Annotated in this window: 21 protein-coding genes; 7 read left to right on the top strand and 14 right to left on the bottom strand. The window is 60.9% G+C overall.

The window, feature by feature from the left end; translation table 11 throughout:
• Nucleotides 1-60 precede the first annotated feature (60 nt).
• From ACE04I_RS06220 to ACE04I_RS06210, 3 genes are all read left to right on the top strand, one after another.
• A complete protein-coding gene (locus ACE04I_RS06220) occupies nucleotides 61-1,167 on the top strand; it encodes an NAD(P)/FAD-dependent oxidoreductase (RefSeq protein ID WP_046793332.1) in 1,107 nt (368 codons plus the stop codon).
• 61 nt (nucleotides 1,168-1,228) lie between these two features.
• On the top strand, nucleotides 1,229-1,579 hold the full coding sequence (locus tag ACE04I_RS06215; RefSeq protein WP_046793331.1) for a RidA family protein: 351 nt from the start codon (nucleotides 1,229-1,231) through the stop codon (nucleotides 1,577-1,579).
• A gap of 62 nt (nucleotides 1,580-1,641) precedes the next feature.
• The gene (locus ACE04I_RS06210; RefSeq protein ID WP_046793330.1) at nucleotides 1,642-2,757 is read left to right on the top strand and encodes an alpha-hydroxy acid oxidase; all 1,116 of its coding nucleotides are present in this window, start codon (nucleotides 1,642-1,644) and stop codon (nucleotides 2,755-2,757) included.
• A 19-nt stretch (nucleotides 2,758-2,776) separates the two neighbouring features.
• Here ACE04I_RS06210 and ACE04I_RS06205 read toward each other — a convergent pair whose 3' ends face one another.
• The 4 genes from ACE04I_RS06205 to ACE04I_RS06190 form a co-directional block, all read right to left on the bottom strand.
• Complete coding sequence (locus ACE04I_RS06205; protein WP_046793329.1) at nucleotides 2,777-3,847, bottom strand: ABC transporter ATP-binding protein; 1,071 nt, start codon at nucleotides 3,845-3,847, stop codon at nucleotides 2,777-2,779.
• A gap of 21 nt (nucleotides 3,848-3,868) precedes the next feature.
• A complete protein-coding gene (locus tag ACE04I_RS06200) occupies nucleotides 3,869-4,717 on the bottom strand; it encodes a carbohydrate ABC transporter permease (protein ID WP_046793328.1) in 849 nt (282 codons plus the stop codon).
• Nucleotides 4,710-5,648, bottom strand: coding sequence for a carbohydrate ABC transporter permease (locus ACE04I_RS06195; protein WP_487206758.1), 939 nt, complete (start codon nucleotides 5,646-5,648; stop codon nucleotides 4,710-4,712). The genes ACE04I_RS06200 and ACE04I_RS06195 overlap by 8 nt, the downstream gene beginning before the upstream one ends.
• Before the next feature lie 67 nt (nucleotides 5,649-5,715).
• The gene (locus ACE04I_RS06190; protein ID WP_046793326.1) at nucleotides 5,716-7,005 is read right to left on the bottom strand and encodes an extracellular solute-binding protein; all 1,290 of its coding nucleotides are present in this window, start codon (nucleotides 7,003-7,005) and stop codon (nucleotides 5,716-5,718) included.
• 234 nt (nucleotides 7,006-7,239) lie between these two features.
• Here ACE04I_RS06190 and ACE04I_RS06185 point away from each other — a divergent pair, with 234 nt between their 5' ends.
• Genes ACE04I_RS06185 through ACE04I_RS06175 form a run of 3 tightly spaced genes read left to right on the top strand, consistent with a single transcriptional unit; the run spans nucleotide 7,240 to nucleotide 10,226 of the window.
• Nucleotides 7,240-8,439, top strand: coding sequence for an ROK family transcriptional regulator (locus ACE04I_RS06185; protein ID WP_046793325.1), 1,200 nt, complete (start codon nucleotides 7,240-7,242; stop codon nucleotides 8,437-8,439).
• Between the two features lie 25 nt (nucleotides 8,440-8,464).
• The gene (locus ACE04I_RS06180) at nucleotides 8,465-9,565 is read left to right on the top strand and encodes a Gfo/Idh/MocA family protein (RefSeq protein WP_046793324.1); all 1,101 of its coding nucleotides are present in this window, start codon (nucleotides 8,465-8,467) and stop codon (nucleotides 9,563-9,565) included.
• A gap of 19 nt (nucleotides 9,566-9,584) precedes the next feature.
• Complete coding sequence (locus ACE04I_RS06175; RefSeq protein WP_046793323.1) at nucleotides 9,585-10,226, top strand: ThuA domain-containing protein; 642 nt, start codon at nucleotides 9,585-9,587, stop codon at nucleotides 10,224-10,226.
• A gap of 65 nt (nucleotides 10,227-10,291) precedes the next feature.
• Here ACE04I_RS06175 and ACE04I_RS06170 read toward each other — a convergent pair whose 3' ends face one another.
• The 7 genes from ACE04I_RS06170 to ACE04I_RS06140 all read right to left on the bottom strand — a co-directional run bounded on the left by ACE04I_RS06170 (nucleotide 10,292) and on the right by ACE04I_RS06140 (nucleotide 19,109).
• Nucleotides 10,292-11,077, bottom strand: coding sequence for a DUF2865 domain-containing protein (locus ACE04I_RS06170; RefSeq protein WP_487206757.1), 786 nt, complete (start codon nucleotides 11,075-11,077; stop codon nucleotides 10,292-10,294).
• Between the two features lie 128 nt (nucleotides 11,078-11,205).
• Complete coding sequence (locus ACE04I_RS06165) at nucleotides 11,206-11,478, bottom strand: hypothetical protein (RefSeq protein WP_046793322.1); 273 nt, start codon at nucleotides 11,476-11,478, stop codon at nucleotides 11,206-11,208.
• Nucleotides 11,479-11,487: 9 nt separating this feature from the next.
• The gene (locus ACE04I_RS06160) at nucleotides 11,488-11,928 is read right to left on the bottom strand and encodes an SH3 domain-containing protein (protein ID WP_046793321.1); all 441 of its coding nucleotides are present in this window, start codon (nucleotides 11,926-11,928) and stop codon (nucleotides 11,488-11,490) included.
• 400 nt (nucleotides 11,929-12,328) lie between these two features.
• On the bottom strand, nucleotides 12,329-12,631 hold the full coding sequence (locus tag ACE04I_RS06155) for a hypothetical protein (RefSeq protein ID WP_046793320.1): 303 nt from the start codon (nucleotides 12,629-12,631) through the stop codon (nucleotides 12,329-12,331).
• 44 nt (nucleotides 12,632-12,675) lie between these two features.
• The gene (locus tag ACE04I_RS06150) at nucleotides 12,676-15,432 is read right to left on the bottom strand and encodes an autotransporter family protein (RefSeq protein WP_487206756.1); all 2,757 of its coding nucleotides are present in this window, start codon (nucleotides 15,430-15,432) and stop codon (nucleotides 12,676-12,678) included.
• 612 nt (nucleotides 15,433-16,044) lie between these two features.
• Nucleotides 16,045-17,880: an ABC transporter ATP-binding protein gene (locus ACE04I_RS06145; protein ID WP_046793318.1), complete on the bottom strand. Its 1,836-nt coding sequence runs from the start codon at nucleotides 17,878-17,880 to the stop codon at nucleotides 16,045-16,047.
• 32 nt (nucleotides 17,881-17,912) lie between these two features.
• Nucleotides 17,913-19,109 carry an aminotransferase class V-fold PLP-dependent enzyme gene (locus ACE04I_RS06140; protein ID WP_046793317.1) on the bottom strand — a complete coding sequence of 399 codons (1,197 nt, stop codon included), beginning with the start codon at nucleotides 19,107-19,109 and terminating at the stop codon, nucleotides 17,913-17,915.
• A gap of 81 nt (nucleotides 19,110-19,190) precedes the next feature.
• Between ACE04I_RS06140 and ACE04I_RS06135 the strand changes: the two genes are divergently transcribed.
• Nucleotides 19,191-20,024, top strand: a complete 834-nt coding sequence (locus tag ACE04I_RS06135) for an IclR family transcriptional regulator (RefSeq protein WP_046793316.1) — start codon at nucleotides 19,191-19,193, stop codon at nucleotides 20,022-20,024.
• Nucleotides 20,025-20,034: 10 nt separating this feature from the next.
• On the opposite strand, the gene ACE04I_RS06130 is transcribed toward ACE04I_RS06135, so the two are convergent.
• The 3 genes from ACE04I_RS06130 to ACE04I_RS06120 all read right to left on the bottom strand — a co-directional run.
• The gene (locus ACE04I_RS06130) at nucleotides 20,035-20,532 is read right to left on the bottom strand and encodes a RidA family protein (RefSeq protein ID WP_046793315.1); all 498 of its coding nucleotides are present in this window, start codon (nucleotides 20,530-20,532) and stop codon (nucleotides 20,035-20,037) included.
• Between the two features lie 35 nt (nucleotides 20,533-20,567).
• Nucleotides 20,568-21,776, bottom strand: coding sequence for an amidohydrolase/deacetylase family metallohydrolase (locus ACE04I_RS06125; protein ID WP_046793314.1), 1,209 nt, complete (start codon nucleotides 21,774-21,776; stop codon nucleotides 20,568-20,570).
• A 3-nt stretch (nucleotides 21,777-21,779) separates the two neighbouring features.
• Nucleotides 21,780-22,147: ABC transporter permease (locus ACE04I_RS06120; RefSeq protein ID WP_487206755.1), on the bottom strand; the 368-nt coding region annotated here is incomplete at its 5' end.

Below are 22,147 nucleotides of genomic sequence, written 5' to 3'. Positions count from 1 at the left end.
GTTGAGACCGCCGGCATCTCTGGGCCTTGCCTATCTCATGTTGAAATGCAGGAAGTTGAAATGCGTGTCTTGATTATCGGTGCCGGCATCCTCGGGGCCAGCGCCGCCTACCATCTGGCCCGCCAGGGGCTTGATGTGGAAATCGTCGACGAAGCCCATCAGGGCAAGGCCACCATGGCCGGTGCGGGGATCGTCTGCCCGTGGGCCACCAAGGCTGACGATCCGGACTGGTATTACATGTATGCCTCGGGCGCCCGCTTCTACGACAGCCTCATCGAAGGACTGAGGGCAAAGGGCGAGACAGACCTCGGCTATGGCAAGGTCGGAGCGCTTGTCGTCGCCGAAGACCGGTCGGAATTCCATGCCGCCGCCGAGAGGATCGCGCAGCGCGTGAAGGACGCCCCCGAGGCGGGCGAAATTCGCCATCTGACGCCTGCCGAGGCCCGCGCGCATTTCCCGCCGCTGCGTGAAGATCTGGATGCGATCCATATTCCGGGAGCCGCCCGCGTCGATGCCCGGCTGCTTTCAGCCGCCATGGTGCGTGCCGCAGTTACCATGGGCGCGAAATTGCGCAGCGACTATGTGACGCTGAAGCTCGACGGCGACCGCGCCCGCTGCCTCGATAGCAATGGTCTTACGATCGAAGCCGAGGAGATCATCGTCACTGCCGGCGCCTGGGCTTCGCAGATCCTGCGACCGCTCGGCCTTTCCCATCCCGTGGTGCCGCAGAAGGGGCAGATCATCCACTTGCGTCTGCCGGGTGTCGCGACAGCCAAATGGCCCGTCGTGCTGCCCATGAGCAGCCACTACATGCTGGCTTTCGACGACTCCCGCGTGGTGATCGGTGCGACCCGCGAGACCAATTCCGGCTTCGACTACCGCGTGACGGCCGCCGGCGAGCATGAGGTTCTCAGCGCCGGTCTCAACATCGCGCCGGGCCTCGCCAATGCGACTTTGATCGAGACCCGCATCGGCTTCCGCCCCGCCGGCGAAACCATGAACCCGATCCTCGGCCGTGTGCCCGGCATCGAAAACCTGATGATCGGCAACGGCCTCGGCGCCGGCGGACTGACGATCGGACCATTCGCGGGCAGCCAGCTCGCCAAGCTCGCAACCGGCCAGGCGACGGATATCCCGATCGAGAAATATGCCCCGCAAGGGCGCTGATTCTCACCCCGAGCTGCCGCCTACGGGGCCGCATCCTCCCTCATTGTCAAAGGAACCCATGATGATCAAACGTCACCGCAAGCACCGCATCATGCACGGCGTCGTCGAGCATAACGGCGTGCTCTATCTCGGCGGCCATGCTGCCAACGACATTTCGCTCGGCATGAGGGAACAGACCCTTCAGACCTGCGCCAAGCTCGACGAGGTGCTCGCCGAATGCGGCTCCGATAAGCACCACATTCTTTCGGCTCGCATCTATCTGACGGACATGTCGCGCAAGGAGGAGATGAACGAGGCCTGGCTCGAATGGATCGACGGCGACGACCTGCCGTCGCGCGCAACGATCGGCGTTGCCGATCTTGGCGATCCGCGACGCCTTATCGAGATCGTCCTGATCGCTGCGAAGAAGTAACCACCCCGCGACGGGCGGGTTTCGTTCCGCCCGTCCGACTTTCAGCCGACGAGGGAACGGACATGGCCGACCAACCGAACCGGATCGACGATCGTTACGCAGCCACCGAGAGATATACGACGCTGCGCGGCATCTACAAGGATGCCCAGCGCCGCCTTTCCGAGATTGACTGGAATTATCTTTCCTGCGGCACGGGCGACGAGGTGACGCTCAAGGAGAATACCTCGGTCTTCGATAGTATTCGTTTCGAGGTGCCGCTCTTTGCCGGCATCGACAATCCCGACACCCGCACGAAGGTGCTCGGTTTCGACTTGAGCTTCCCCGCCTTCATCGCCCCATTCGGCGGCGGCGAGACTGTCTTCCATCCCGACGGCCATCTGGCGATCGGCCGGGCTGCCGCATCCGTTGGTATCCAGCAGATGGTGCCGGTCGCGGCCGCTCACTCACTGGAAGAAGTGGCCAAGGCCTCACCTGTCGCCTCAGTCTTCCAGATGACCTTCGTCGGGGACGAAGGCGCGGCACTCGACATGATGGAGCGCGCCAAGGCCGCCGGTTATAAATATATCTGCGTCACCTATTCGCCGATCCGCCAATGGCGCGAACGCATGATGGAGGACCGCTTCACCATTCGAGGTGAAGCCAGCCCTTCGAACTTCGGCCCCGGCAAATCCGATCCCGCAGCACTGCATGAACTTCTCGATTTCACACAGCCGCGCTGGACTTGGGCGCAGGCCGCAAGCGTCATCAAACGGGCTCCCCTGCCCTGCATCGTCAAGGGCGTCTCAAGTGCGCGCGACGCCAGGGCTTCCCTCGATGCCGGAGCCGTGGGGCTCTATGTCTCGAATTACGGCGGCCGCACAATCGACCGCACGCCGCCCGCACTGGAGACGTTGCCCACGATCCGTAAAGCGGTCGGCAAGGGCGTTCCGATCATATTCGATTCCGGCATTCGCCGCGGCAGCGATATCGCCGCCGCGATTGCGCTTGGCGCCGATGCGGTCGCGCTTGGCCGCATCATCGCCTACGGGCTTGCAGCCGACGGCGAAAACGGCGTGCGGCGAACCCTCGAGCTGCTGCAACGGGAATTCTGGACGACACTTGGCCATCTCGGCTGTTCAAGAGTCGAAGAGCTGACACGCGAAGTCATCGCCTCCGGTAGTACTCGCTCAGGACGATGAATAGCAGCCGGCCTGCCGCCTAAAGGGCGATCCCGCTCTCCCTGTCGAATACATGCACCTGCTCGGCAGCAATGCTGGCCTGGAAGCGGACCCCATAGCGGGCGGGATATTCGCCGTCGACGACCGCCGTCACCGCCTGGCCGGCGAGATCGAAGACCACATGCGTCTGGGCCCCCGTGGGCTCGACCAGAAGGGTCTGACCGGCAAGAGCGCCTCGGCCGGCACCGGGGCTCAGATGTTCCGGACGCAGGCCGACCTTGATCCGCTGGCCGGGTTTCACCTTGCGATCGGCGGAAATGCGAACAGCCGTCCCGTCACCGAGCCGCGCGGCGGGCTCTCCGCCATCGGCCTCCACGGTGCCGTCCAGAATGTTCATCGCCGGAGATCCGATGAAGGCGGCCACGAAAAGATTGGCCGGCTTTCGATAAAGCTCCATCGGCGTGCCTTGCTGCTCCACCCTGCCCTGGTTGAGCACGACCACGCGGTCGGCAAGCGTCATCGCTTCAATCTGATCGTGGGTGACATAGATCGAGGTTGTCTTGACCTTCTGGTGCAGCGTCTTGATCTCGGATCGCATCTGCACGCGCAGCTTGGCATCGAGGTTCGAAAGCGGCTCGTCGAACAGGAAGACAGCCGGATTGCGAACGATCGCGCGCCCCATGGCGACACGCTGGCGCTGGCCGCCGGATAGCTGCGCCGGCTTGCGGTCGAGGAGATCGGTGAGGTCCAGCATGCGGGCGGCTTCCGCCACCCGCTCAGCGATCGCCGGCTTCGGCTCACCGGAAAGACGCAGATTGAAGCCCATGTTTTCGGCGACCGTCATGTGCGGATAAAGAGCGTAGGACTGGAAGACCATGGCAATGTTGCGCTCGCGGGGCGTCAACTCGTTCACCACCTTGCCACCGATCGAGACGTCGCCGTCGGTAATCTCCTCAAGCCCTGCGATCATCCTCAGAAGCGTCGACTTGCCGCATCCGGAGGGACCGACGAGGGCAATGAATTCACCGTCCTCCATCGATAGCGAGACGCCATGGATGACCCCCAGCGAACCGTAGGACTTCTTGATGTTCGACAGTGTAACGGATGCCATTGGCTGCTCCAATCTGCGGGATCAGGATTTCACGGCGCCGGCAGTCAATCCGGCAATGATATGCTTTTGCGCCAGGAAGAAGACGATGATCGTCGGCAGGATGGTGACCGTGATGAACGCCAGGACGAGCTGCCATTCCGTGCCGAATTCACCGCGATAGACCATGATGCCGAGCGGCCACGGATACATGGCCTCTGAGTTCAGCATGATGAGCGGCAGGATATAGCTGTTCCAGCTCGAGACGAAGGAGACGATACCGACGGTGGCGATGATCGGGCGCGAAAGCGGCAACGAGACATGCCAGAAGAAGCGGATATAGCCGCAGCCATCCACGAAAGCCGCCTGGAACAGCTCTTCGGGAAGATTGCGGAAGTAGTTACGGAACAAGAGGATGCTCATCCCGAGGCCGAAGGCGACCTGCGGCAGGACCACGCCCCAATAGGTATTGAGGAGCCCGAGATCGCGGATGCGGATGAAGAGCGGCAGGATGGCCGTTGCCGCCGGAAACATCAGCCCGATCAGGAAATAGTTGAGCAGGAAGTTCGAGCCGAAGAACCGGACATGCGCGAACGTGAAGGCCGCCATGGCCGAGACGGAGATCGTCAGCGTCACCGTTAGGACGGCGATGATCAGCGAGTTCATCATCTGCCGCCAGTAGCGTTCCCCGAACAGGATATCGGTATAGTTCGTCCACTGCCAATCCACCGGCAGGCCGAAGGGATTGGTGCGCAGATCGCCTAAGGTCTTGAAACCTCCGAGCGCGGTGGTCAGCAGCGGAACGACGACGACCGCCGCGATGATGATGAGCGACACGTAGAGATAGATCTTCGTGCCCGTGCTCATTCGAATGGACGAGGACATCTCAGTCATTGCGCATGAATATCCGTTTGTAGCTGAAGGCGAGAGTCACGCAGATCACGAAGAGGACGACGCCCACCGCACTGCCAAGACCGACCTGCATTCGGGTGACGCCGAAATTATAGAGGAAGGTCACCATGGTCTGGGTCGAATTGAACGGGCCGCCGCCCGTCAACGGCATGATCATGTCGAAAAGCTGCAGCGAACCGACCACGGCGAAGAAGACCGAAAGCCGCAGCGTCGAGCTCAGCAGCGGCAGGGTGACGAAGCGGAATCTCTGCCAGCCCGTGGCGCCGTCGATCTCGGCAGCTTCCAGAACACTTCTGTCGAGCGACTGCAGCCCGGCGATGAACAGCATCATGTGAAAGCCGAAATATTTCCACACGATGACTGCCAGGACCGCATAGATCGCCAGGTCCTTGTCAGCTAACACATAGGGCGTTTCGACACCAAGAAGGCCGGCAATGGCCGCAAACAGGCCGTAGTCGCCGTCATAGACGAAGCGCCAGATCAAACCCGCGGCGACATCGGCCAGAACGTAGGGCAGAAAGAAGATCAACCGGAAGAACACCACGCCCTTGATCCGGGTCGCCAGCATCGTCGCGAGCCAGAGCGCGAGCGGAATCTGGAAGATCAGCGAGACCACGATGATCAGGAAATTATTCTTAAGCGCAGTCAGGAACGCGCTGTTCTTGAACAGGACCTCGAAGTTTCTCAGGCCCACGAACTGCGTGGGCAGGCCATAGCCGTCCCACCGATAAAGGCTGTAGAAGGCGGCCTCGCCCATGGGCAGGATCACGAAGATCGTGAACAGGAGCAATGCCGGCGGCAGGAACAGAACCAACACCGGAAGCCGTCCGCGAACGGTAGGGCTTTTTCGCCGTGCAGAGGGCCTCGCCTCCGCGACGGGCCCGGCGGCCGTCGTTGCAGAAAAATTCGTCATCTTCGCTCCGGGTCTCAGGATCGCGGAATGCAAACCGTCGGGCGCGGACGCCCGCCGGTCTTCGGCATCACATTTTTTCCATCTCGATCGCATCCTGGATCATCTGCGCGCCCTCTTCGGACGACATCTGTCCCGATACGATGGCGACCGACACGTCGTTCACCACGCGGCCAACGGATGGACCGAGCTCCTGATCGAAGAAATTCTGATGCCATGTGGAGCGCGCGAGCTGTTCGGCGGACTGGTGCATGAGAGGGTCCGTCACACTGTCCTCGGCCCCGGCGACAGCCGGCAGAATCTGGCCGGCCTTGGCCATGAGACGCTCGCTTTCGATACCTGTCAGGTATGCCAGAAAATCGAGTGTTTCCGGCGGCGCCTTGGCGGTTACCGCCCAGCCGTTGATGCCTCCGAGTGTATCGGTTGCAGCACCCGCAGCACCTTCCACGACCGGGAATTCGAAACGGCCGATATTGTCGCTCGCCAGTCCCTTGCCGTCGCCGGCATTTTTGCGCTGATTGGCTTCCGTCGTATCGAACCCGAGAATCATAGCGGCCTTGCCGTCACCGAAGACGCCCAGCGCCTGCGGCCAGGTGGAGCCCAGATAGCCCTGCTGGAAGGGCTCCAGCTTACCGAGCTCGGCAAGCTGTTCGCCGGCCTTGATCGCAGCCGGCGCCAGGAAACCATCGCCCTCGCCGGTCTTTATTTCGTCAAAGCCCTGCTGTCCGGCATTGCGCATGACGAGATAGCTCCAGTAGAAATGGATCGGCCATTTCTCTCCACCGCCACCGGCGATCGGCGTAATGCCGGCGTCCTTGAGCTTCTTCACCGCGCCGAGGAAATCGTCCCAGGTTTTGATGCCGGCGGCGTCCACCCCGGCTGTGGTGAAATTCTCCTTGTTGTAGAAGAAGCTGACGGTGCTCATCTTGAACGGCACGGCACTCATCTTGCCATCGAAGGTCAGGCCTTTCACCGCGGCCGGATTGTAGGTTTTCAGCCAGGCGCCGCCATCGGCGTTCATCGCCTCCGTGATATCCTTCAAGGCGCCTGTCGCCTGCTGCTGTTTCAGGACGCCACCGCCCCAGCTATAGAAAAAGTCAGGCGCATCGCTCGATTGCAGCAGGGTCGGCAGCTTCGCCTTGAAAGCTTCGTTTTCGAGAAACTGCATCTCGATCTTCACGCCGGGATGCTCCGCCTGGTATTTGTCGACAATGTCCTGCCAGACCTTCACAAAGGCCGGATTGGATTCGACATGAAGCCATTTGACGACCGCATCGGCCGAGGCGGTTGAGCTGAAGGCCAGCGCGCCGATGGCAGCGGCCGACAGAAAGCGAAACGCAATTCGATTGATGGTCAGCATAAGGTGCTCCTCCCCAGTGGCACTTATTTCTGTATCCGGAATAAATAAAAGCGCCACGTGACCCTTCCTGTCAATAGGGGTGCCGGACAAAGCTCAAAACCGGCGGATTTTCCGCCCGCCCATCAAAATTTCAGTTGCAAACAGCGCGAAATCGATCCTACAACATGGCAAATTTAATTTGCCTCACGAAATAAATCGCGTCCGCGATGGGATCGTTAGGCATCGTGAGTGCCGATGAAGACTGCCGATCCGGAACTGATGCGCGCGATCAACCGCCTGAACGTGCTGGACACGATTCGGCGGCACGGACCGATCGCCCGCATCGAGATCAGCGAGCAGACGGAACTGTCGACCACGACCGTTTCGGCCATCACCGCCTCCTTGCTTGATGACGGCCTTATCCTCACGCGCCACGAGGGCGATATTCGCAACGAAGCGGTGCGGGGACGACCGCGCGTCATGCTTGAGGTCAATCCGGATGCGGCGCGCGTCGTCGGCGCCAAGATCGCCGCCAGCCGGATGGTTTTCGTCGTCACCAATTTCCGCGGCGACGTGCTGTCGAAACTGATGCTGCCCATTCGCATCGATCGCCAGCCGATCGGCGTCATCGCCGATCTCGTCGAGGACGGTGTGCGGCGCTGCGTGGTCGATGCGGGACTGTCGCTGGAAGACGTGGCAAGCGTCTGCCTCAGTCTGCCCGGCGTCATAGAACACCGTACCGGCCATATTCGCAGCAGTCCGATCTTTCGGGATGTGAACGTTGATTTTGCGACAGAAATGTCGGCGAGACTGTCCACCTCGACCATCGTCGAGAGCGATGCGCATGCCATTACGCTTGCCCATCACTGGTTCGGCAAGGCGCGCGAGCTGGAAGACATGGTGCTGATCTCACTCGAGCAGACGCTCGGCCTCGGCGTTCTGCACAACAACAAGCTTTTTCGTGGGGCGGGCGGGCTTAGCCACAATCTCGGAGATCTCGTGCTCGGCATGGGGTTGCAGGGCATCGTGCGGCTCTCCAGCCAAGCCGGAGAAAGCGCGATCCTCGGGGACCAGCAAACCGATGGTCGCTTTGCCGAGGCCATTCGGCTTGGCCGGGGCATGAGCCGTGCCCAGGCCTTGATCGAAGCCGATGACAACCGTCTGATCGAAGCGGCCAAGCGCGCGGGCGAAGCGGTCGGCTTGACGATCGCCAATATCGTTACGCTGTTTGCGCCGCCGCGCGTCATTCTTGTCGGCTCCTCGCTGGCGCTTGGAGAGCCCTTTCTGAACAGCCTGCGCGAAGCCTATGCTCTGGCCATTCCGCCTTCACTGAAAGGTGTCAGCGAACTCGTCTTCGATGATTCCGCAGACGATTTCTGGGCCCAGGGCGCTGCTGCGGTTGCTCTCTATGAGCTTTACGAGTCGCCCTGGAGCACGACGGGGCCTGCACTTTAAAAGATCAATTCATCGGGAGGATTTCATGGAGAAGGTTGGTATCGGCATCATCGGATGCGGCAATATTTCGGGCGCTTATCTGAAGGCGATGTCTTCGTTTCCGATCCTCGATATTCGCGGCGTGGCCGATCTCAATCGTGATCTCGCCGAGGCGAAGGCTTCCGAATTCAACCTTGCCGCCAGGAGTGTCGAGGAACTTCTTGCCGATCCTAAGATCGAGATCATCGTCAATCTCACCGTGCCGAAAGCCCATGTCGCGGTTGCTCTTCAGGCGCTCGACGCGGGCAAGCATACCTATTCCGAAAAGCCGCTCGGCATTAATTTCGCGGAAGGGAAAAAACTAGCGGATGCGGCGAGACGTAAAGGGCTTCGCATCGGAGCCGCTCCCGACACCTTCCTCGGGGGCGGCCATCAGACCGCCCGCGCCCTGATCGATGAAGGCGTCATCGGACTGCCGGTTGGCGGAACTGCCACTTTCATGTGCCCCGGACATGAGCGATGGCACCCGAATCCAGCTTTCTATTACGAGGTCGGCGGCGGCCCCATGCTGGACATGGGCCCCTATTACATCACCGATCTGGTAAACCTGCTGGGACCGGTCTCAAAGGTCGCGGGGTTTGCGACCACACCGCGCAAAGAACGCATCATCACCAGCGAGCCTCGCAACGGAGAGCGGATTCCGGTGCACGTGCCGACCCATGTCGCAGGGGTGATGGCGTTTGCAAGTGGCGCTGTCGTGCAGATCGGCATGAGCTTCGACGTTGCCGGCCACAAGCATGTGCCTCTCGAGGTCTACGGAACCGAGGGGACGTTGATCGTTCCCGATCCGAACCGTTTTGGTGGCTCGGTCGAGTATCTGAAGAAGGGCGGCCAGTTCGAGGAACAACCCGTGACGCTACCCTATGCGGACGGTAATTTCCGGTCGCTTGGGGTAGCGGACATGGCGTGCGCGATCCGTTCGAACCGCCCTCACCGGGCCAATGGCGATCTCGCCCTGCATGTTCTTGAGGTCATGGAAGCCTTCCATCTCGCTTCGGAATCCGGTCGGACAGTCGAGATTACCACTGCAACCGAGCGCCCAGCAGCATTGTCACAGTCGCTTGTCGACGGGCAGCTGGCAAATTGAAATTGTTGAGGAGGAAAACATGCGGGAAGCATTGATCGTCTGGGGCGGCTGGAGCGGCCACGAACCGCAGGAATGCGCGGCAATCATCAAGGACATGCTCGAGGAAGACGGCTTCAAGGTCTATCTGGAGCACAGTACCGAAGCCTTTGCCGATCCGTCGGTTCACGATTTGAGCCTGATCGTGCCGATCATGACCATGTCCAAGATCGAGAAGGAAGAGGTGAAGAACCTCGCAGCCGCGGTGGAAGGCGGCGTTGGCATTGCAGGCTATCACGGCGGTGCGGGAGACGCATTCCGCGAATCCGTCGACTACCAGTTCATCATCGGCGGCCAATGGGTCGCCCATCCAGGCAACATCATCGACTATACGGTCAACGTGACCCGCCCTGACGACCCGATCATGGAGGGCATCACGGATTTTCCCTACACGTCCGAGCAATATTATATGCACGTCGATCCTTCCAACGAGGTGCTGGCGACGACCACCTTTACCGGGGAACATGCCTATTGGATCGATGGCGTGGTCATGCCGGTCGCCTGGAAGCGGAAATACGGAAAAGGTCGCGTCTTCTATTCCTCGCTGGGCCATCAGGCGAAGGAATTCGACATCCCGCAGATGAAGTCCATTTTCCGCCGGGGCGCCAATTGGGCCGCGCGCTAGATCAACGGCGAACGGCTCATATCGCTGGATGACCTGATTGCCGGCGAAAGCCGGCAATTCGTCTTTTACTGAGCCGAAGACTGCGCGGGCAGGAAGGGAGTACCTATGATCCTGATCGGCCGGTCGATCAAAGGCCGATCTGCCGTTATACTTGCCGTCGCTTCCGTCGATATTTCGTCTTCGTCCGATTCCGGGCGGCTTTCCGGCACAGGTACGGAAACATCCTCCATGTTCTCGGACATCATCTGGGTCATTTGGAGCTCGTGGATGCGGTCGACATAGCGGTTCCAGTCGCATTTCTGGAAATTTTCCTGGCTGCGATACATGAAGGCCCGCGGGAGATCCTTGTAGCTCGTCTTGCTCCGGATCGAGATCATCTGGTCCGTCTCGAGATCGGAATCTTCCAGGACATAGACATCCATTGCCTGGTCCTCGCAGATGTACTGGCACTGACGCAAAACAGCTTCCGCCGCATCGCTGCTGACGAATTGGGAGTTCGGCGCAGGGAACAGATAGCCGTCAGACAGGCGCACGCAATAGAGCATGGCCTTGCCGGGCCTAACGACATTGCCGTATTTTTTAAGCGTTGATTTCTGTTGTTGTGGCGCTTGTGCGCCTTTTGCTGTCGCCTCGGTCGGCTGCCGCTGTCTTGCCTGCTGCCGCGCCGAAGTGCGGCAGTTTTCGGAACTGCGGGCAAAACTGCCTCCACGCGCAGCACCGAGTGCTGCTTCCACCCTGCGCCTCTGATTGGCAAGGTCGCGGCACGCGTTGAAAAATCCACCTTGCGACTTTTCCGACATGCACTGCCGCTTGCGCTCAATGGCGCGAACTGCAGCAAGCTGTCTTTGCAACTGCGCAACCCTTTCGCTTCCTGAACCGTCCGATGGGCTCCGGGCGGAGCCACAGCTTTGGGCCTGCGCTGCCGTCTGGCCGATGAGCAGCGGAAGCAAAACCAGGAACGCTGCAGACCAGAACCGTTTCATTGGCTACCACTCGGAATATTGAGGGATTGATGCCCGATGGGCTCCCTCCCCTTCTGAACGGGAAGCGAGGGAACCGCATCGGACTTGAGCACGACATCCGGATCAAGCCCCACCACGAGCGCCGCAAGGGCAAGACGGAGATATTCAGGCGATGCGGCGCCATCGACCGATCTCAAGACAGCGACCGACAGGCCGAGCCGGTGGGCGATCTCCCTGTCTGACAGGGAGAGCGCTCGCGCCGCATTCGCGAGATGTTTGTTCCCGTGCATTAGCCCGCCTCAACGAGGTTGCGGCCTCGGGGGACGCGGACGATGACCCCAGTGTGGCGGACGCGGGCGATGACCCCAATGCGGTGGTCGCGGGCGATGCCCTCCCCAATGCGGCGGACGCGGCCTATGCACGATGATCGGTAGTCCGATCACCGGACCGATGTGGATAATCGGCCGGCGCCGGTTCTGGTAGGTGGCCTGGAGATAGTTGCTGGAAGCCCAACCCCGCATACCGGCAAAGGTCACCTCGCACCAGCTATAGCCGTTCAGGCAACCACGGATGGTGAGCGTCGCGCCAGCGGGAATGGTGCCCACGCGGCCGTATTGCGTGCCCGGGCCGGTTCTCATGTTCACGTTGCCCGTGGCATAGGCATTGGCCGCCTCCGCCAGCGAGGGAAGCGAGATCCCCAGCAGTAGGGCAAGCATTGCCGCAATGTTTTTCGTCCGCATCGTCTTTCCTCGGGTTACGCTTCGCATTGACCTCGTCAATGCTCTGCAAGCCAGCAATCATGGTCCGTGAGCGGCGGAAATTCCGTCGATACGGCAATTTTCTCGATCTGCGCTTCAGGCCGCGTTTGCCGCGGAGTAAAATCATGTCGCCAATGCAGTGCACTCCTCGGTGATTTTCAGGAGCGAGTTTACCCACCCGACTTCTTGACGAAGTCGGGAGCCATGAAATCAGCAATCAGAATAACCAATCGAACCCAAAGCGCGCGCGATCCCTCGGATGCGTTTTCCCGCGCCTTAAGCCTTTGTGTTTACCTATGCCGCAACCGCAAACCGCTGCACGGCACGTGTCAGCCTGCACGGTTCGGGAAGCAGAGTTCCCGAACCGTTTGCGCGGCTGGTCTCAGGAGCGCGCCACCAGTCTGTTCTTGATCAGACCGACAACGATCTGAACAACGGCGCCGGCCACGCCACCGCCGACGAACTGGCCTGCCAGGGCGGCGATATCGAATCCCGCCGCGGCGTCACCGGTTGCCGCACCCGTCGCCCCGCCAAGCAGAGCGCCGAGCAACTGGCCCCCGCCGACACCTCCGACCGCGCCGGCAATCAGGTTACCGATGCCTCCCAGATCAGAGCTCGGAACAACTTTGCCACCGGCCGTTCCGCCGAGAACACCACCAATCAACTGTGCGATAATAGCTTCCATGGATTCCTCCGTTATGGTCGCTCAATCCGCTGACCGCCAGCGGATTACCACTTAATGTTAAGACCGATATTCCCTTCGAAGATGCGCGTCCTTTCACCGCCTAGATTGGTCGTATAATCCAAGGTCGCGTATAGACTGACCCTCTCAGTCAGGCTGGCGACCACGCCTCCTCCGACTTCCAGCGACGTTCCGCCGATCTCGGTGACGATGGAATCGTCACCGAAGCGGACCGTCTGGTCGGAGGAAAAGTTGTGCCAGATATTCGCCTTGAGATAGGGCTGAATGCGACCGGCACTGGTCTGATAGTTCCCCTGTAGCCGGACGCCGAGCCGCCCGGTGAAGGCGTTGTCGGAGTCGAACGATACGGAGGAGAAGCTGTCGGATGAATCGTCCAGGGAAATATGCTGCCAGATGATCTGGCCTTGCGGTTCCAGTGTCCAATCCTCGCTAAGCGCGACCGGATAGCCGCCCTCGAGAGAGGCCGTGACGCCGGTCCCGTCGATATCGAGCGATTCGCCTGCCCTGGAGGTGGCGTCGCCACCGAACCACGTGCCCATGAGAATGGCATCGAGATACCAGCCCTGCGGCCCGATATGGGTCCAATAGCCACCCAGGCTGGTTCCGCTGACGTCCACATCGCCCACGGAGAGGTTGTTCCAACCCAGCGCCTGCCCCTTGATGTCGCCACTCATCTTGGAATAACCGAAGAAAAGGCCGAAGCGGTCGAAATGCCCATCCTCGGTCTCGCGGCCGAACAGGTCCTGGCCCGCCTGGAAGCCGAAGAGATTGCCGTCGAAACTGGGCAGAACGGTTCCGTCCCACTCCAATTCGGTGTTCTGGCCGAAGGTGCGCGCCCATGTGGTGGGCATCCATCCACCACCATGGAGCAAGGCTTGTTCGCCGCGCCGTTCATGGAAGGTACCGAGCGTCGACAGCGCCAGATATTGGGCGATCGGCGGCACGGCCGAATAGGTGGGAACCTCGATCCGGTAGAGCGGCACGACGTCGGCGATCACCGGCGTAGCCCCCGGGGTAGGCGGTACGGCTGATAATGCAGGCGTGGTGGGCGGCGCAGGCGGCGGTGGCGGCGGATCTGCCGCGGCCGCCGCCGGCGGTGGGGGTGGAGCTTCCGGCTGCGGATCCCCGGCATTGACGGGAGGCGTCGGGTCCGTCGGGTCCGTCGTCGCGTCTCCCTCGGTCGGCAAGGGCGTGGGGGGCAGTTCCGAAGGCGGGGGTGCCTCGACGATATCGGGCTCCTCGGATTGCGGCGTGGTATTCGGCTCAACCGGGCTCGGGGCCCCGGCGATCGCTCCGCTCCCGGACACGATCGTCGAGCGGAGATACCAATTGTCTTGAGTTCCGGCCGAAACACCGCCCTTGAACAGGTAATATTCGTAGGCGCCGGCAGCAACGCGGCTGTTGAGCGCAAATGCACCGCCCGCCGTGGTGCCGCCGTTCACGGCCTCGACGACCATGATGCCGTCCGCGGTCGTGCGCGCGCCCGCGCCTCCGGCATTGACCACGTTCATTCCCGTGCTTCCGGAGGCAAGCCCTCCGTCGATGACCAGCTTGTCGGAAGCCGAGGCATCGTCGCCGAGAACGGTATCGAGGAAGATCTGGCCACCGTTGCCGGTGTAATTGCCCATGACAGTGAACGTATCCGAAGTGCTGGCGCCACCATTGGTGAGATCGATCCGACCGCCATTCACCATATTGACGAGTGCTCCCGCCGTGAAGGAGGCTATCCCGCCGTTGGCACCGCCGCCATAGACGGTGCTGGCGGAATCGACCGTCAGCGTGCCGGTGCCGGTGCCGGCGTCGCCAAGCACCATGGTGCCGTCGAATACCAGTTCCGTATCATTGGTGAGGTCGATCGTTTCCCAGCTGTCGAAGCGGGCTACGCCTGCGGTCTTGACGTTGTTCATCGTCAAGCCGTCTGTGCCGGCGCCGCCGGTTATCTGCGTGGTTGCGCCGATATGGGAATTCGTCAGGTTGGTGAGTGTGGCGGTATCGTTATCCCCGCCGAGATCGATCGCACCATAGATGATGCCGCCGCCGTTCCAGTCGAACCTATCGTTGCCGAAGCTGAGCATCACATTGCCGCCGACCGTGCCGCCGGTCACAGTCACGCTGTCGGTTCCACCGCTGACGCTGATATTGCCGCCGATCGTACCGCCCGAAAGAATGATCGTGTCGTTGCCGAAGCCGGTGACCAGGTTGCGGTCGATCGTCCCACCCGACATATCGAAAATGTTGTCGTCGAGCTTCATGTTGACGCGGCCGATGCGGCCACCCGTCATGGTGGCGACATCGCCGTCATCGAAGGCATCGATGATGCGCCCACCGGACATGAAGAAAGTGTCGAGATTGTCGCCCTGGTTGAGGGACTGGATGGTTCCGCCCGTCATCCGGAAATCGTCTATGCCGCTACCCTGCTGCACATTGCCGGTGACGGTGCCGCCGGAAATCACGAAGGCGTCGTTGCCGTCGCCCTGGACCACGGCGCCGTCTATGGTACCCGAATGAATTTCGATCCTGTCGGCCCCAGGTCCGAATGTAACGTCGCCGGCAATCGTCCCTGTGCCGCCGCTGGGAAGAAGCAGCGTGTTGTTGCCGGCGGGATCTGTCAGCCCGCCGACCGATATGCCGCTGTCACAGGTGTAGGTATCGTCTCCCACTGGCGGAGCAAAGGTGCACGCGGCACTGACAGGCTCTGAGTAGAAAAGGATTACGCCGGATACCAGGCAGCTCCCGGAAAGCAGGAACCGCTTCAGGCCTTGCAACTCGGTACGATTGTTCATCGTCTCCCCTGTCAAATTGAAATGCTTTCCCAGCCAATTCCCTCTGACGGTTCTGAGTACGCCATAGGTATGACAGATTCGCAACCCTGAGCCGCGACCAGCAGAGATCTTACGACCATAGGAGATGGTAGGAAGCCAATGTAAAAAGAGAAGTTCGGCTTGATGATGCAGTATGCAAACAATTAATGAGAGTAAGCGTTAGCCAAGACAAACGCTTTATTGTGCCGAAGAGCGCAACAATTTGTATCAAATCGAAGCGGAAACATATTTCCACAGACCATTGGAACTCAATGCAAAATCAGAGAAATCGAGCATTCTCTAATTTTCTTTTTTGATTTTATTCAAAGAGGCCAATTCGATGTTTATGGCTCTTCGGCCAGGTAATGCCCTCATCCCCAGCTCCAATCACAGAAATGTGATGACGCCGCTCAAATTCTGGCCTCATTAACGTCGAAAACAAGGCAGCTGTCCGAGACTAGCCACCGAAGACCAAAGATCAGCGCGCAGGCATGCTGCTCTTTTTCGATCCATCATCAAAGGGATAGGTCTCATAAGCCGCCGATCTTGCTGTCGGAGGCTTCAACGACCTCGGTCGGCTCTGGTTTTCCTATCTTAATCCGCGGCTACGAGATGTCCGGCTGATACCTCCCGGTACGGCCGTGTTCGGATCTCATAATCCACGGGGCGGATAGGGCTCTTCAACTCCTCGTTCGTAGCCATGCGCTTCTCGCGGCGGCGATCGGGATCGGGCACGGGAACCGCGGCCATGAGCTTCTTCGTGTATTCGTGCTGTGGATTGCCGAAGACCGCTGCCCTCGGGCCGATCTCGACGATCTCGCCCAGATACATGACCGCGACCCGATGGCTTACCCGCTCCACCACGGCCATATCATGGCTGATGAACAGGAAGGCCAGATCGAGGCTCTGCTGCAGATCGAGCATGAGGTTGATGACCTGCGCCTTGATGGATACGTCCAGTGCCGAGACGCTTTCGTCGGCGACGATCACCTTCGGCTGAAGGGCGAGCGCCCGCGCGATGCAGATGCGCTGCCGTTGCCCACCGGAAAACTCGTGCGGATAGCGACGTGCCATGTCGGGAGACAGGCCGACCTTGTGCAGCATCTCCGCAGTCACCTCCCGGGCCTCCTTCGCCGTGCCCATCCTGTGCTCCAGGAAGGGCTCCGCAATCGCCTGACCGACAGTCATGCGCGGATTGAGCGAGGCGAACGGATCCTGGAAAATCATCTGGATCGTCCTTCGCATTCCTCGCATGCCATGCTTATCGAGACCGAGAACGTCCTTGCCGTCGGCGATCACCGAGCCGCCATCCGGTTCGATGAGCCTCATGATCGCTCGTCCGGTGGTGGATTTGCCGCAACCGCTCTCCCCCACAAGCGAGAGCGTTTCGCCGGCATGGAGATCGAACGAAACGTCCTCGACCGCATGCACCCGTCCGCTCAAGCGCCCGAACAGACCGGAATGGATGTCGAAACGCTTGGTGAGGTTCTTCACTTCAAGGATCGGCTTTCCTTTGGCGACGGTATCCGGCACTTCGACCGGCGTATCGGAAGCGCCCGTGGCTGGGTTGACCACAGGAAAGCGCAGCGGCCGTTCATATCGCTGCATCGAGCCCAGAACCGGAACGGCCGAAAGAAGCGCCCGCGTATAGGGATGCCTGCCGCGATGGAAGATGTCGGGCGTCGCTCCGGTCTCGACCTGCTCGCCGCGATACATGACCACCGTCCGGTCGGCGATCTCGGCCACCACGCCCATGTCGTGAGTGATGAAGAGAACGGAGGTCCCTTCCTCCTCCTGCAACATCTTGATGAGGTCGAGGATCTGCCCCTGGATCGTCACGTCGAGCGCCGTCGTCGGCTCGTCGGCGATCAGGAGTTTAGGCTTCGAGGCGAGTGCCATGGCGATCATCACGCGCTGGCGCATGCCGCCTGAGAAGCGGTGCGGATATTCGTCGAAACGTGAAGCAGCCGAGGGAATGCGCACCTTTTCGAGGAGCCTGACGGTCTCAGCCTTAGCCTCCGCCTTCGACATGGCCTTGTGGCACAGAAGCGCCTCGGAAATCTGGTCGCCGATAGTGAAGAGCGGATTGAGGCTCGTCATCGGCTCCTGGAAGATCATCGCGACCTCGTTGCCGCGGACCTTGCGCATCTTGTGCTCGGGAAGCGTCAACAGGTCACGGCCGCCGAGCATGATCCTGCCGTCGATACGGCTCGAATCCTCCTGCAGCAGCCGCATGATCGAAAGCGATGTCACGCTCTTTCCCGAGCCACTTTCGCCGACAATGGCAACCGTCTCGCCGGGCGCGACGGAGAAGGAAACGTCGCGCACCACCGGCTTCCATTCGCCATCCACCAAAAACGAGGTGGTGAGGTTTTCGACCGACAAGACCGGTTCGGCGGTCGAAACGGGCTCGGCTTGCGTGTTGCTCATGATCGTTCCCCTTGTTCTTTGTTGGCCGAGACTCAATCCGGCCAGCGCAGAAGGCTGTCGAAGCGGTGGCGGCTTCGTTCTTCGATGGGCGTGGCGATGATCTCGTTGGAGGCACGCGCCTTGTCGAGTTCTTCGGTCAGTCTCTGTGCGACGACCATTTCCTGGCCGGGATGCAGGTTGCAGGGGTCGAGGTAGAAGTGGTTGTGCTCCACCTCGTGGTCGCGAACGATTACCGGCGGGTTGCCGCGGGCGAGCGCCGCCGCCAGATCCCAGGCCGTGATATGCGCTTCCGCCGGCGTGACGATCACGCGCATGCGGTCGAGCGGGTTGTCGGTCGGGTCCGGCTCGATCAGCGCAGTCACGCCCGGACGGCCATCGAGCGTCTTTTTCCAAAGGTTGAGATAGCTGGTCTCGCGCTCACGGATGCCGGCATGGTCACGCTTTTCCCAGGCTTCCAGCGCCGCCATGACGCCGTAGATGCTTTCCTTGCCGACCTTCATGCCCCGGCCGATGCCCATGTTCTGCAGGAATGCGTGCCGCACCAGTTCCTTTTTGCCAGCTACGATGCCGGAGGTCGGGCCGCCGAGAAACTTGTGCCCGGAATAGAGCACGATATCGGCACCCTGCGCCAGGAAAAGCTTGAGATCGTATTCGGACGCCGCATCGACGATGACCGGCACGCCCTTCGCATGGGCAATCTCGACGAATTCGGTAAGGTGCAGCAATCCGTAATCGACGACGTGATGGGAAACGACGTAGACGGCAGCAGCCGTCTTTTCGTTGATGGCGTTTTCCATGTGGAAGCGGTGCGTCGAGGTCGCCTGGCCGATCAGCACCACCTTGCCGCCGCCCAGCCGGATCGCCTGATCCACCGGCGCGCCATAGCTCACCACATGGCCCGTCTGCACGATGACTTCGTTCTTCTCCGGCGTGACATCCGGCAGCTTCTCGATTGCCAGGAGGTTGTCGTCCGTGATCGCGCCGGCGACGGCCAGACTGATACCGGACGAGCAGGAGGCCGTGATAAAACCCGCCTCGCCGTCCGTGAGCCGTGCGATGACGGCGCTCGCCCTGCGCTGCAGGTCATTGATCTCCACGAATTGCGGTAGGATGGCCGACATGGCCGCAATCGCCTCCGGCACCACGATCGATGCCCCGAGGCTCGTCATCGTGCCGGATACGTTGATCACCGGCCGCAGGCCAATCGAAGGGCGGATATCATCGGACATTCAGTTTCTCCTCAGTGACGGCAGCTCGAGGATTCCCATCGACAGCTATGCCATAATAATGTAATAACCTCCTCAAATAGAATGAGGAGCGTTGAATTGGGCGCGAAGACATCATCGGCAATAGCCTCCGAAGGGGATCGCAAGCCTCCAGCCACGCGCCGCTCGCGCGTGAGCGGCATTGATCGCGCACTGCAGGTGATTGATTATCTCTACGAGACCGGCGCGCCAGCCGGCGCCTACGCGATCGCCAAGGCGATCGGCGCGCCGCTTTCCACCGTGTATGTCATCATCGACGATCTGGTGGAAAAGAACATGCTGGCGCGCAACGCCGACGGCTCTCTCTGGCTTGGCGCTCGGCTCTATCATTACGGGCTCGCCTATGCCCGATCGCTCGACTTCATGAGCGTTGCTACCCACGAAATGCATGATCTTTGCCGCCAAGCTGGCGAAACGGTGCAGCTCTGCGGACGCGACGGCGACCACATGCTGGTGCTGGCCATGGCGGACGGGCCGAGCCATTTTCAGGTCGCGTCGCGCGTTGGAACCCGCGTGCCGCTCAACTGGACGGCATCGGGTCGGCTTCTGGTCGGGCATCTCCCCGAAGCCGAACGTATCGAACTCTTCAAGCGCTGTGCCCGCACCTCGCCGACCGGTCGGGCGGAAATCGATGCCAAGACGCTCTCGGACGCCGCTGGGAGCGCATTCCAGGAGCGCCTGTCGATCCAAGTCGCTGAATCCGATTATGCCGTCGCCTGCATCGCCTCGCCGGTCTGCGACCGAAGCGGCCATTGCGTAGCTACCATTTCCATCGTGCTGCCGGAGCAGAAGGTCTTCTCTGACGAAAACCACTACACCGAGCACGTCCGCGCCTCCGCCGAGCGGATCGAAAAGGTGATGGGCTGGCGCAACCACTGATCTCATCCCGTTAGTCCCTCAGCGAGACGATCGCTTCTATCTCGACGGTGATATTGCCGGGCAGCGAGCCGAAACCGACAGCGGAGCGGGCATGCTGGCCGGCAACCCCGAACACTTCGATGAACAGATCCGAGCAGCCGTTGATGACGCTCGGATGATCCTCGAACTGCGGAACGGCATTGACCATGCCGAGCAGCTTGACCACCCGCTTGACGCGGGAAAGATCGCCCAGCGCATCATGCATGACCGCAAGCAGGTTGATACCCGTCAGCCGTGCGTGCTGATAGGCCTGATCGACGCCCACTTCGCTTCCCACCTTGCCCGAATGGAGGTGGCCGTCTGCCTCGCGAGGTCCCTGGCCTGAGAGGTAGAGCAGATTGCCCTCGCGGACATGCGTCACGAAATTGGCAATCGGTGGTGGAGAAGGGGGAAGTTCTATGCCGAGGGAGGCGAGCCTTTGATAGGGCGTCGCCTGTTCCGGCTCTGCGTAGGTGGAAGAGTGTTTCACGCAAATTCCTCGTTATGAAAATTAGGATTGCTGCATCAGCGCCAGGAATAGCCATGGCTGTGACGCACCAATTTCCGGGCCCTCGGGACGTAGCGGCTGGCGGCGACGGCCTCGGCGCCAATGACGGCATAGCGCGGCTCGAACAGCTTCGTCAGGCGGGAGACGTCCCCATTGGAATCGGTCGCCTCTAGATCCGCGTCTACCAGGTCGAAGATCGTGAAATCCGCCCGTTGTCCGACCGAAAGGCGGTCTTCCATCGAAAGCTTGATGACGGAGGCCGGCGCATGGGTGACCGCTTCGACGACCTTGTCGAAAGGCATACCGACCGAGAGCAGCTTGGACATGGTGGTTGCCAGGTCCCAGACCGGGAAGTTCATCGAATGGCCGTGCAGGTCGGTGGAGATCGAAAACGGCAGGAGACCGCGTGCGATCGCCGCTTCCGCAACCTTGAAGGAGAAAGAGGCTCCGCCATGGCCGATATCGAGGCGGATACCCTCTCCGGCGCAGCGTTCGGCGAGATTGAACAGATCCTCGTCTTCCATGATGCTCGAGCCGGCCTTGCCGTTGAAGCAATGGGTGACGACGTCGCCGGGCCCGAGGATTTCGAGCACTTCGTCGTAAAGCGCCGGCGGTTCGCCGACATGCACCATCATCGGTATCTTCAAGATCTTGGAGATCTTCTTGCCGAGCTTGACCGGCGTCACGCCCCAGGATCCGGTGATGACATGGCTCGCGCGCACCTTGAGGCCGACGATGTGCTCGCTGTTCTCCGCATAGCATTCGAGGATGCGGTCTAGGTCGATATCGCGGATATCGCGAAGTTCGGCCACCCGGTTGCAGGCGACCAGACCGATGGAACCGAGGTTCAGGAAGGCCTTGATGCGCTCACGGGAGGGCTCGATGATATATTCGCGAAAGCCATGGAAATTCGCCTCGCCGGCGGAACCGGCATCGACCAGCGTCGTCACACCACGCTCGGCGCCGCACTCGGAAGGCCGGATCGAGATGTCCGTGCCGCCGTGCCAGATATGCACGTGCAGATCGACCCAGCCCGGCGAGAGGAAAGCGCCCTTGGCATCGATGCGGATCGCGTCGGCTGGTGCGGCGAGCGACTGCCCGATTGCGGAAATCTTGCCGTCGGTGCCGACCAGGATGTCGGTCGCGCCGGCCGGCGCATTGGCGCCGAACGCCATCGGCTTCACATTAGCGAGGAGAAGCGGTTTCGCCTGATCTCCGGATGTCATGATTTACAAATCCCTTCGCAGTCTTGGGTCGAGCATGTCCCGCAAGCCGTCGCCGACCATCTGCAGCGAGAGCACGGAAAGAATGATGGCGAAGCCGGGGAAATAGGTCATCCAGTCGGCCTGCCCGATATACTGGCGGCCGGCGGAGATCATGGTTCCCCAGGTCGGAATCTCGGGGCTGACGCCGAGCCCCAGGAAGGAAAGCCCGGCTTCGGCAAGCATGGCGCTGGCGAACAGGAAGGTCGCCTGAACGAGGATCGGCGACATCAGGTTGCGCAAGACGTGCCGCGTCATGATGTGGAATGTCGATATGCCGAGCGCCTGGGCAGCCTCCACATAGGGCAGTTCACGGATCACCAGCGTCGAGGGGG

This window comes from Rhizobium moroccans (assembly GCF_057559155.1).
This window is presented reverse-complemented; position numbering and strand designations above follow the sequence as displayed.